This window comes from Geminocystis sp. GBBB08, assembly GCF_016743215.1.
Taxonomy (GTDB): Bacteria; Cyanobacteriota; Cyanobacteriia; order Cyanobacteriales; family Cyanobacteriaceae; genus Geminocystis.
Map to the genome: position 1 here is coordinate 1 of NZ_VRZC01000173.1, position 7,821 is coordinate 7,821.

5 protein-coding genes and 1 tRNA gene are annotated in these 7,821 nt (G+C 30.2%); 5 read left to right on the forward strand and 1 reads right to left on the reverse strand.

Annotated features, from left to right (window positions below; translation table 11 throughout):
• Positions 1 to 272 precede the first annotated feature (272 nt).
• The 3 genes from FWJ34_RS16465 (at position 273) to mraY (ending at position 5,384) form a co-directional block, all read left to right on the forward strand.
• Positions 273 to 1,637, forward strand: a complete 1,365-nt coding sequence (locus tag FWJ34_RS16465) for a hypothetical protein (RefSeq protein WP_308256434.1) — start codon at positions 273 to 275, stop codon at positions 1,635 to 1,637.
• Positions 1,638 to 1,660: 23 nt separating this feature from the next.
• Positions 1,661 to 4,237 carry a glycosyltransferase family 39 protein gene (locus tag FWJ34_RS16470; protein WP_308256435.1) on the forward strand — a complete coding sequence of 859 codons (2,577 nt, stop codon included), beginning with the start codon at positions 1,661 to 1,663 and terminating at the stop codon, positions 4,235 to 4,237.
• 82 nt (positions 4,238 to 4,319) lie between these two features.
• Positions 4,320 to 5,384 (forward strand): phospho-N-acetylmuramoyl-pentapeptide-transferase, encoded by a 1,065-nt coding sequence (gene mraY / locus FWJ34_RS16475; protein WP_308256436.1) that lies wholly within the window; start codon positions 4,320 to 4,322, stop codon positions 5,382 to 5,384.
• Between the two features lie 355 nt (positions 5,385 to 5,739).
• Here the strand turns inward: mraY and FWJ34_RS16480 are convergent, their stop codons facing one another.
• Positions 5,740 to 6,228, reverse strand: a complete 489-nt coding sequence (locus tag FWJ34_RS16480; RefSeq protein ID WP_308256437.1) for a hypothetical protein — start codon at positions 6,226 to 6,228, stop codon at positions 5,740 to 5,742.
• 131 nt (positions 6,229 to 6,359) lie between these two features.
• On the opposite strand from FWJ34_RS16480, the gene FWJ34_RS16485 reads away from it, so the two are divergent.
• Both FWJ34_RS16485 and FWJ34_RS16490 read left to right on the forward strand, forming a co-directional pair.
• Positions 6,360 to 6,431 (forward strand) — tRNA-Asn (locus FWJ34_RS16485).
• A 323-nt stretch (positions 6,432 to 6,754) separates the two neighbouring features.
• The coding region (locus FWJ34_RS16490) for a branched-chain amino acid ABC transporter permease (RefSeq protein ID WP_308256438.1) at positions 6,755 to 7,821 on the forward strand (1,067 nt) is incomplete at its 3' end.

Sequence of the window (7,821 nt, forward strand, 5' to 3'; positions counted from 1 at the left end):
CCGCTACCCTCACCAGTAAACCTAGATGCTTTCCTAGTTTAGCTATAGAAGAAAAATTCATAATCAAACCAATTTTTGTTACTATTGCTTCCATCTTTTAAGGGAGATAAAGAGATTTGGTTATTCCCATAGGCGAAAACCGGAAACAAGTGTAATAAGTTTATCAGGGAGATAAGAGAAGTTTTTTCTCAGGTTAAGATAAAATTGAAAAAAACTCTTAATATTTTTTATCCATTTATTCATAATTACTCATTACAGAGTAGCTAAAACTCATGAATCAAAACGATTATTTGTCTCAGTGTCATCAAATACTAAATAATGCCATTACTAAATTAGGTTTTTTGGTTACTGATGACAAAATTCGTGAGATTTCTGAGTTAATAATAGCAGGAATGACACAAAATTCTCGTTATTTTCATAATTTCAAACACATTTTAATGGTATCTAATACTCATTCAGATTATCCTTTAATAACTTTAGCTGGATTATTTCATGATTTAGTTTACTTACAAGTTGATGAAAAAATTCCTTTTAATTTAACTCCTTATTTAACACCTTTTATTAATGAAAATAATAATCACTTATTCATTAAAAAAAGTTTAAACTATCAAGATAACTCTTTTCAAATAGTGTTAAATATTTTTTCGGTAAAATTAGGACAAAATTTATCTAAATATAATGGAAAAAATGAATTTTTAAGTGCTTTAGTAGGGGCAAAAGTTTTAGAGTCAATTCTACCTTTATCTTTACTAACTCAAATAGTTACTTTAATAGAATTAACTATTCCTTTTCGACACATTGATGGTGAAATTACCGACATAACTTTACTATTAAAAAAACGTTTAGAAAGAGTCAATAATCAATTTAACTTAGGTTTACAAGATCAAGATATTATTAATACTATTACCCAAGCTGTTATAATGGCAAATTTGGATGTTAGTGGTTTTGCTTCTAATAATGTTATGGATTTTATTAACAATACATGGCTATTATTACCAGAAACTAATCGTTGTTTAAGAGACACAAAAAAATATACTATTAAAGAGTATCGAATTGCCTTAGGGAATACTCTTCAATTTTTAGATTATTTATCCCCTAAATTTATCTATCATCGTTATAACAATCAGCCTTCTGAGAAAATTTTTCAAGGATTAATTAATTCAACAGAATATAATTTAAAAATTATCCGACTTTTTTTAAAAGCTAAATTAGTTAGTCTTTCTCTTTTAGAAGCAATTTGTCTGCGCTTTTATCCTGAAATATCTTTATCTTTTTTATTTGGGATACATAGTAATATTGAATCTAAACATTCCTCATTAACTGATTTTTTGCCATTATTCAATTTTTATACTCCCACTGATAAGATTGAAAATGAAACTTTAATGTTACTAGAATCAGAATGCCCAAATTTTTTTGAGTATCCCTTAAAACAAAATATTTTTACTACTTTTGTTGTTAAATATCTAACCTTTTCTAAAATTATTCTCTATCAACCTAAATGTTATCTTTTTTTTGATAATAAAATTACTAATGAAGAATTTTTACAACTTTTTCCTCTTCAATTAATTACATTCATCTCAGAAGCCATTGCTAAATTATTAGCACAAAAGCAAAAATTAGTCCTCAAAAAATTATAAACGTTGACATTATTCATAAAACAATGCTTTTAAAAAAAATGCTCAAAAATAGTACTTCATCATCAGATACATTATCCAATAAATTCATTATTTTATCTCTATTTTTTATTTGGGGTTTCGGCTTGATTGTCGATCGCATTTGGTTTAGTTTAGATCATAGAATACCATCTTGGGACCCTTCTGAATATCTTAATGGGGTAATGGTATATAAAGAAGCACTGAAAACTCCTCATTTTTTTGATGCTTCATGGTGGCGAGAATTTTGGTTATTATCAAATAAAATACCTCCTTTAATGTACATTTTTACCGCACCTTTTTTCTTAACTTTAGGTGCCAGTGTAGATCATGGTAACTTAGTTTTATCATTATTTAGTCTTATTCTATTAATCTCAATATCTTATTTGGGAATATTATTTTTTAACGCAAAAATTGCTTTATTTGCCTGGTCCTTAATACAATTAATTCCCGCCTTATATTATTACCGGCTCGAATTTTTATTAGATTATCCCCTCACCTCCATCGTGACTTTTAGTTTTACTTGTTTTAGTTATTGGTATTTTACTAAAACGAAATTTTCATGGTGGTTAGCTATTTTGTCAGGAATTTCTTTTGGCTTAGGGATAATGTTAAAACAAACCTTTGCTTTCTTCCTTTTTTTACCCATTTGTTTTGCCTTTATCTCTCTATTCATCTATAAAAAATGGGATAAATTAACTCAATTAATCACCAGTTTTATTATTGCAACTTTAATCTTTTTTCCTTGGTATCGCACTAATTGGCTTTTAATTTTTACCTCTGGAAAAAGGGCAACTATTGACTCTGCTATACTCGAAGGTGATCCTCCTTTAAACACATTACAAGCATGGACTTTTTACGGTAAAGTTTTACCCTATTTATTATCATGGCATTTATTCATTATTCCTCTTATTTGCTTAATTTATCTAGCTATTAAATATTTAACCAATAAATCAGCTAAACCTAACAAAATTTCTGCTTTTATTCAACATAACTTTTATCAAAATCAACTAAATGTAAAAAATGGTAACTATTCTTTAACTTCTTTAATAAGTATTTGGTTAGCAATGTTTTTAGTCGGTGGTTATTTATTATCATCATTAAACATCAATAAAGATGCTCGTTATATTTTGCCATTATTACCAGTTTTAGTTTTAATTATCTCGGCATTAATTTATAGTTATCAAGCTGTTGGCTCTAAATTTTTAAAATTATTTACCCTATTATTAGCCTTAATTTTAATGTTGTTTAACTTATTTCCTTTAGGAGGTGACTTCCTAACCAATAAACTTAGTCCAAAAATGCAAAATTTTCCTTATATGTCAACAAAATGGGCAACTCCAGAAGTTATTTCTACTGCTATTAATATTACTCCTTATTTAAAATCTAATATCGGCGTTTTGCCTTCTACTCCCGAAATAAATCAACATAATATCAGTTTTTTTGGTTCAATTCCTAGTTTTAAAGTATTTGGCAGACAAGTTGGAGTGCAAGAAAAATTTGTCTTGAGAGACGTTAATTCTTTAGACTGGTTTTTAACCAAAACTGGTTATCAAGGTTCGATTCCTGATGCTCAAAAAACTACGGTAGAATTAGTAGAAAATAATGGTGATTTTGGATTAGTAAAACAATGGTCATTACCCGATGAAAGTGAATTAAAATTATATCATCGTCTGTTGCCTTATAATGAAGTTATCCCCCTCAATACTAGCAATAGTAATATTAAACTAGAGGAAGTAATTGTGCCTGAAAATGTAAAACAAGGGCAATCTATTCCGTTTACTTATAAATGGTCAGGATCATGGGATAATTTAGAAAATGCCATCGTAATTTTAAATTGGCAATCTTTAGAAAATGAAAAAAAGTGGACTCATGATCATCGTATTGCTATGGGAAATCTACACTCAGGTAATTTAACCGTAGGAAAATTCAATCAAGATTTTCAAGTAGTGGAAAATACGGTTATGTTTGTTGATGAAAATTTACCTGATGGTGACTATATTTTACAAGCAACTTATCTCAACATCGACACTGGAGAAAGTTACCCTATTTTTTCTCCTAATCTTAAAATTACTCTTAATAAAAATGCCGACTTAATTTCCTCTAATAGGGAATTAGATTTAGTTTCTCAAATTGGCAAATTAGCACCTAACTTATCTCAGGGAATTAAAGGTTTAGATCCTATTTTCTCAAATATTGGCAGAATTAACCAATATGATCCTACTCAAGACTATCTCAAAGTCACAGAAAAAGTAATGCAATATCGACTACAAACTGAAGATAATTTAGATTATTTATACACTTTACTTCTGTCTCAAGTCTTACAACAAAAAGTTAATGAGGCGATCGCCACTGCCCATAAATTAGTCGAAAAAAATCCTGAAAATGCTTTCAATCATGGTTATCTAACTTTTTTATATCTGTATGATTGGAGGGGAAAAGAAGGAGAAAAAGCTTTACAACCAGCATTAACCTTAAAACCAGAGATGATTGAGTTTCAATATTTAAAAGGTATTAGTGCATTGATGCAAGGAAATTTTTTCAAAGCATGGGATATTTATCAGCAAATATCAAAAAATAATTGACAGTTGACAGTTGACAGTTGACAGTTAAGATAATGAGAAATGAGGAATCAGGAATGAGGAATTAGAAATTACAGGTAATCAAATGAAAAGCAATTATATATCGTTAAATAGACTGATAAACCCTACCGGATGGGTATTATTAATATTTTTAGGGGCAATGTTAACTATTATCGCTTTCGGTTTTTTAACTCTTAATCAAATTTTGCCTTTACTTTTATCAACTATTGCCTGTGGTGCTTTAGGTTATGTAGTTGTACCTATTTTACAAAAAATAAAAGCCTCTCAGATTATACAAGAAGACGGTCCTCAAAGTCATCTAAAAAAAGCTGGTACTCCCACCATGGGGGGAATTTTCTTTATTCCAACGGCTGTGATTTTTGGTTTAATCATGGGAGGTTTTACGCCTGAAGTAATAGCAGTAGCATTAGTTACCCTTGGCTATGGCTTTATCGGTTGGGTGGATGACTGGCAAATTTTACGCAAAAAAACGAATCTTGGTTTAACCCCAAAACAAAAATTAATTTTACAGATAGGTTTCTCTATACTTTTCTGTGTTTGGATATATTTTTCTCAATCCACTTCTATCACTAACATTAAGTTACCTTTGAATCTTGTTTTACCTTTAGGTTTCTTCTTTTGGTTTTTAGCAAGTTTTGTCATGGTAGCCGAAAGCAATGCTACTAACTTAACCGATGGAGTTGATGGTTTAGCTGGAGGCACTTGTGCCATCGCCTTTTTAGGTTTAGGAATTTTAGCAGGGGAAAATCACCCTGATTTATTGGCGTTTTGTCTTGCCATTAGCGGTGGTTGTTTAGGATTTGTAATTCATAATCGTCATAAGGCTTCTGTATTTATGGGTGATACAGGCTCATTAGCATTAGGTGCCAGTTTAGCAGCAGTGGGTATTTTAAGTCACAATTTATGGGCGTTATTTATTATTAGTTTATTATTTTTCCTGGAATCTTTATCAGTAATCGCTCAAGTTAGCTATTATAAAGCCACCAAAGATGCCGAAGGTAAAGGAAAAAGGTTATTCAAAATGGCACCAATTCATCATCATTTAGAATTAAGCGGTTGGTCAGAAACCCAAATTGTGGGAGTATTTTATATAATCAATACTATTTTAGTGTTATTTGTTCTTATTTAGAGTCTGCTGAAAAAGTCTTTTAGTTACGGCAGTTTTCATTTCTTTAAACCACCCTCCGTGCATTCTCCTTGACTACGAAAGCTGTCTCTCTTATTAGGGGAGGATAAAGGAGGGTTGCGAGAGATAAAAAATGTGGTTTATTCATTGGAAAAGCGCTGTAGGGTAGGGAAGAGAGAAGAGTTTTTATGGTTTTTATCGTTGGGAATTTAGTATGACAACGTATAACACTTACTTTTTGACTGAAATTTAAAAAGGCAGGAGGCAGAAAGATTAATTTGACAGGTAAAAATTGATACTCCTTCCTTTGATTAAGAATTACTTTTATTTGCTTTTAAGTTATAAGTTTTATTTGATTTTAGTTAATTTCTAAATGTAGAATATAATTACCAAGATTGAGATTACTACTCCATAACTCATATTCTATCCTTAAAGATTGAGGATTAGATTGATTAACTAAGGTTAAACTACGAGTAAAATTACGCAAGTGAAGATAATTTTGTTGATTATTCTCAGCACCATCACCATTAATCCAATAACGACTTTTACCGTAAACTCCCCTTTCCCAAAAATGACGATAGTTGACATTATTGGTATTTTGTTGAGTCATGATTACTCGATAAGGTGATATTTCTAGCCAAAGTAAGTTTTTACTATTTTGATGACTCTGATTAAGTAATATTTCTTTTCTGCCATCTACTTCCACACCAAAATCTATATTATTTAACACCACATGAAATTTACCATCATTTCTTTGATAGACAGTAGCAATGGCATCTAAATGAACAAGAATTTCTAAATTAGTAGAAATATAAGATAAAGAAACAGAACGATGCTCGGTTAACATAGGCAACCTTAAAACTGATTATCTCTAGCATAGATCGAAATGCCAAAAAATTTTCGTTTTAGACAAAAAAAATTTTGTTTTTACTCTTGCTTTTTTCAAAAATCTTTGCTACAATAATTAGATGTGAGCAATCCTCGATAGCTCAGTGGTAGAGCGGTCGGCTGTTAACCGATTGGTCGTAGGTTCGAATCCTACTCGGGGAGTTTTTAAAAATGAATAAAATCCGCCTAACTCAATGTTTACCTTCACACAAAAAAAATAAGGGGAGTTTCCATCAGTAATTGTTAATTGGTAATAGATTTGTTGCAGAAAGAAAATATACCAACAGATACTGATAAAGTCTCACAAAATTAAGATATTCAAGTAATTTGGTTAGTTAATTACCAACTTTTAAATAACTGCGAATTATGGAAAAATCAAAGAAAATTTAACCCAATTTGAACAGAAAGTGGTCATCCCCCGTTATGATGTTTCTGAACTACTCAAGTTATTATAAATAATTGTTTTTGCTATTTTGAGGTAAAACATGGTTGAATATCTAGTTTTTTTGACAATTTCCGCCAGTCTTTATGGTTTATTCGCTTTAGGTTTAAATTTACAATGGGGATTCACCGGATTAATTAATTTTGGTCATGTAGCCTTTATGACTGTGGGAGCTTATACTACTGTCTTATTGGCAGAAAAAGGATTCCCTTTATTTTATTCTGTGATAATTGGTGCTATTTTTGCCTCTTTTTTAGGATTATTAATCGGCTTGACTTCCTTAAAGTTACGAGAAGATTATTTAGCGATCGTCACTATTGGAGTATCAGAATTAATCCGTTTAATCGTGCAAAATGAACAATGGTTAACAAAAGGTACATTTGGGATACAAAGTTATCCATTACCTTTGGGAAAGTTTCAACCCAATCCTTTAGGTAAAATGATGATGATTGGGGTATTAAGTATTTTAGGTATTTTTGTTTTATGGCAATTATGGAAAAATATTCGTCAACAATTACGATTAAGGCAACAAATCAAAGGAAAAAGTTATCAACCTTCCAGTGTTTTTACTATTTATTTATCTGGTAGTTTAGCTTTTATTTTTATTTTAATTGTCTATATTAATGGTACAGTTGCCTTATATAATTATAGTTATAAAGCAGGTTTAATGTTATTAATTTTAATAGCTTTAGCAATAGTTTATTATAGTTTAGATTTGCTTGTTCATTCTCCTTGGGGTAGAGTATTAAAAGCTATTCGAGAAGACGAAGAAATTCCCAAAGCATTAGGTAAAAATGTCTTTTTTTATAAGCTACAATCCTTTATGTTAGGTGGAGCGATCGCAGGAATTGCCGGGGCTTTTTATACATGGCAATTAACGACTATTTATCCCTCTAGTTTTGAACCATTATTAACTTTTAATGCTTGGATTATCGTTATTTTAGGTGGTTCTGGAAATAATGCAGGAGTAATTTTAGGCTCAATAATTTTCTGGGGATATGACTCATTAACCAGATTTATTTTTAGCAATTCAGATATTATAAATGACTCTCAATTAGGTGCATTAAGAGTAATGATAATTGGCTTAATTTTAATGATATTAATGATAAC